The 4,002-nt window shown below is 59.5% G+C and carries 5 protein-coding genes; 2 read left to right on the top strand and 3 right to left on the bottom strand.

The window, feature by feature from the left end:
* On the bottom strand, positions 1-179 hold a 179-nt coding region (locus AC1DH9_RS24405), incomplete at its 3' end, for a DUF808 family protein (protein WP_477808923.1).
* Between the two features lie 401 nt (positions 180-580).
* Here AC1DH9_RS24405 and AC1DH9_RS24400 point away from each other — a divergent pair.
* Complete coding sequence (locus AC1DH9_RS24400; protein WP_103319032.1) at positions 581-1,189, top strand: TetR/AcrR family transcriptional regulator; 609 nt, start codon at positions 581-583, stop codon at positions 1,187-1,189.
* Positions 1,190-1,298: 109 nt separating this feature from the next.
* On the opposite strand, the gene AC1DH9_RS24395 is transcribed toward AC1DH9_RS24400, so the two are convergent.
* Together AC1DH9_RS24395 and AC1DH9_RS24390 are read right to left on the bottom strand one after the other, a co-directional pair.
* Positions 1,299-1,757 (bottom strand): REP-associated tyrosine transposase, encoded by a 459-nt coding sequence (locus tag AC1DH9_RS24395; protein WP_427547049.1) that lies wholly within the window; start codon positions 1,755-1,757, stop codon positions 1,299-1,301.
* Between the two features lie 196 nt (positions 1,758-1,953).
* Complete coding sequence (locus tag AC1DH9_RS24390) at positions 1,954-2,394, bottom strand: GlcG/HbpS family heme-binding protein (protein WP_427547047.1); 441 nt, start codon at positions 2,392-2,394, stop codon at positions 1,954-1,956.
* Positions 2,395-2,661: 267 nt separating this feature from the next.
* Between AC1DH9_RS24390 and gcl the strand changes: the two genes are divergently transcribed.
* Positions 2,662-4,002 (top strand): glyoxylate carboligase (gene gcl / locus AC1DH9_RS24385; RefSeq protein WP_477808922.1); only part of this gene is annotated, 1,341 nt, incomplete at its 3' end.

Genomic DNA, 4,002 nt, shown 5'->3' with positions numbered 1-4,002 from the left:
GCCCAGACCACCGGAATTTCCCGCTCGGCGCGGACACCGGATACCTGCTGGGCGTTGAGCGCCAAGTCGTCGCCGAGCACGCCGGCGGTTTTCTTCGCGGCCATCTTGGTCATCAGCGCGACGTCGTCGAGTACGGCGGCGATATCGTCGATCAACACCAGCAAACTGCTTCCAGCCATGGGTCAGGCTTCCCTACACAAAAAAAGTGCGCGGAGCATAACGCGCTCGGTGCGTGAGAAGCGAGACGCCTCAAGTTACCGCATGCGCAGCACCGCCCCCATCACCAAAGCACATTTGTCTCGCCTGCCCCTTCCCACAACCTCCCACTCAAACGAGCTAAACACCAAACGCAACGATGCGAAGTGAATGCCGGGCCGTTTACACAAGAAATGGCCAAAAGGCCTGATCGCTCCTTTGAACTCTAGCGGGGTGCGCCTGCCATTCACTCGCCCATCCAGCCGTTTGTTCAGCCCTGAGACAGGCGCAAACGATGAGGCGCAGCAGGCGGCATTCTTGAGCGCTGCGCGAGGCCGGTGCTACCATGCGCAACCGCCAGTATCGGCAAGGAATCACCTGGTTTATGAGCACTATCCGCGAGCGCAACAAAGAACTGATCCTGCGTGCCGCCAGTGAAGAGTTTGCCGACAAAGGCTTCGCTGCGACCAAAACCAGTGACATCGCGGCCAAGGCGGGGTTGCCCAAGCCCAACGTCTATTACTACTTCAAATCCAAGGAAAACCTCTACCGTGAGGTCCTGGAAAGCATCATCGAGCCGATTCTCCAGGCCTCGACGCCGTTCAACGCCGACGGCGTGCCGAGCGAAGTACTCAGCGGCTACATTCGTTCGAAGATTCGCATCTCCCGCGACCTGCCGTTCGCGTCCAAGGTGTTTGCCAGCGAGATCATGCACGGTGCGCCGCACCTGAGCGCCGACCTGGTCGAACAGCTCAACGCCCAAGCCAAGCACAACATCGACTGCATCCAGACCTGGATCGATCGCGGCCAGATCGCCCCGATCGAGCCCAACCACCTGATGTTCAGCATCTGGGCCGCGACCCAGACCTACGCCGACTTCGACTGGCAGATCTCCGCCGTCACCGGCAAGGCCAAGCTGGATGAAAGCGACTACGAAGCCGCGGCGCAGACCATTATTCGGTTGGTGCTCAAGGGCTGCGAGCCGGACAGGTAGACCGCAGCGCGCCCATCGCGAGCAGGCTCGCTCCCACATTGGATCTGTAGTGTTCACAAGCCCCCTGTGGGAGCGAGCCTGCTCGCGATGGGGGCAACTCGATATTCGGTCAACCCCAGATAGCATCCCACAGCGGATAATCGCCCAGTCGCTCGACCAACCCTGCCCGCAGTGGGTTTGCCACAATGTACCGAGCCAGCTTTACGAGATCGTCCTCGCGGCGCAGCGCACGATCATGAAAGCCTTTCTGCCAAAGGCTGACCTTACGACCGGTGGACAGGTTCACCGCTTTAGTACTCAATGATTTGGTCCTTTGCATCAGTCCACTCAGCGACCCCTGCTGCAACTCGATCAACCAATGAAAGTGATCCGGCATGACAACCCAGGCCAATGAGTTAGCACAGCTTTGGTCTTGCGCGGCGCGAAACTGTGCGACAACTAATCTACCCAAGACAAAGTCGTTGAAAACAGGCTCTCTACCAAGCGTGTTGGCAGTCAGAAGGTAAATTCGGTTGGGCTCGGCATACCGGCCAATGCGCAAGCGATGTGAAGCGGGTAAATCAGGCATTTCCTTGCCCCTTTCATGATCAAGTCATGAAGAAGGCTAGACCTGTGAATGCCGGATGGTAGGGTAGACCTTTAGCTGGATGTGTCTGGTAGATAGTCATCGCGAGCAGGCTCGCTCCCACAGGGGATTTGTCAACACAGGAGATCCAATGTGAGAGCGGGCTTGCTCGCGAAGGCGATGGTTCAGGCGCTGAAGATCAAGCCGTCACCCCCGCATCCGCCCGCAACCCCTGGTCTTCGATGGCGCTGATCGCACATTGCTCGTCGATGTCCGAGGTGTCGCCACTGATGCCGATGGCCCCCAGCACAGCCCCGTCCTGATCACGAATCAGCACCCCACCCGGTGCGGGTACCACGCTGCCCTGCCCCAGGCTGTTCAATGCCGCGATAAACGCCGGGCGCTGTTGCGCGTCCAGTGCCAATAGCCGCGAGCCCTTGCCCAGCGCGATCGCGCCCCAGGCTTTACCGATAGCGATTTGCGGACGAAGCAGGCTGGCGCCGTCTTCGCGTTGCAAGCTCAACAAATGCCCACCCGCATCGAGTACTGCAATGGTCAGCGGTGCCGCGGCGATCTTGCGCCCCGCAACGATGGCCCGATTGGTCAGGCTGACTGCGACTTTCAAGGTTAAAGCGCTCATGGTGCCGTCCTTATCTTGTTATGGGAAAGCCTTTGGGGTTCTGTTTGTTGAGAAGCCCGATGCAACAAATAGAACACAATGAATTATTTTTTTGTATACAATAATTCTCATAATTCGGCTCATGCGACGAAACGCCACAGTGTTTATGGCCCTCCGACGAATGAAACAGCCGCTTGAGAAAATGGATTGACCTGCGCCGTCCGCCGTGAATACACTCTGCGCAAAGCCACTTGTATACAATTACAAAACGTAAAGAGGCACAAAACCATGAGCAAAATGAGAGCAATCGAAGCCGCCGTTCTGGTGATGCGCCGTGAAGGGGTTGATACCGCTTTTGGCATTCCGGGCGCTGCAATCAACCCGCTGTACTCCGCTCTGCAAAAGGTCGGCGGCATTGATCACGTCCTCGCTCGCCACGTTGAAGGCGCCTCGCACATGGCTGAGGGTTACACCCGCACCAAGGCCGGCAACATCGGCGTGTGCATCGGCACCTCCGGCCCGGCCGGTACCGACATGGTCACAGGGCTCTACAGCGCCTCGGCCGACTCGATCCCGATTCTTTGCATCACCGGCCAGGCACCCCGCGCCCGTATGCACAAGGAAGACTTCCAGGCCGTCGACATCACCAGCATCGTCAAGCCGGTGACCAAGTGGGCGACCACGGTTCTGGAGCCGGGCCAGGTGCCTTACGCGTTCCAGAAAGCCTTCTATGAAATGCGCTCCGGCCGTCCAGGCCCGGTACTGATCGACCTGCCGTTCGACGTGCAGATGGCCGAAATCGAATTCGACATCGACGCCTACGAACCACTGCCACTGGCCAAGCCAGCGGCAACCCGCAGGCAAGTCGAGAAAGCCCTGGCCATGCTCGATCAGGCTGAACGTCCATTGCTGGTAGCCGGCGGCGGCATCATCAACGCCGATGCCAGCGACCTGCTGGTGGAATTCGCCGAGCTGACCGGTATTCCGGTTATCCCGACCCTGATGGGCTGGGGCACGATCCCGGACGATCACCCGCTGATGGTCGGTATGGTTGGCCTGCAGACTTCGCACCGTTACGGCAACGCGACGATGCTCAAGTCCGACGTGGTGCTGGGTGTGGGTAACCGTTGGGCCAACCGTCACACCGGTTCGGTCGACGTCTACACCGAAGGCCGCAAATTCATCCACGTCGACATCGAGCCGACCCAGATCGGCCGCGTGTTCACCCCGGACCAGGGCATCGTTTCCGACGCCGGCCTGGCACTGAAAATGTTCATCGAAGTGGCCCGCGAGTGGAAAGCCGCCGGCAAACTGAAGGACCGCAGCGCCTGGCTGCAAGACTGCCAGCAGCGCAAGGCCAGCCTGCACCGCAAGACTCACTTCGACAACGTGCCGGTCAAACCGCAGCGCGTGTACGAAGAGATGAACCAGGTGTTCGGCAAAGACACCTGCTACGTCAGCACCATCGGTCTGTCGCAGATTGCCGGCGCGCAGTTCCTGCACGTCTACAAACCGCGTCACTGGATCAACTGCGGTCAGGCCGGCCCTCTGGGCTGGACCATTCCGGCAGCGCTGGGCGTGGTCAAGGCCGATCCGAGCCGCAAGGTCGTGGCACTCTCGGGCGACTAT

The sequence above is a fragment of the Pseudomonas sp. 05T35 genome, from assembly GCF_056396605.1.
Note: the sequence above shows the minus strand (reverse complement) of the source record. Positions and strands in the feature narration are given on the sequence as shown.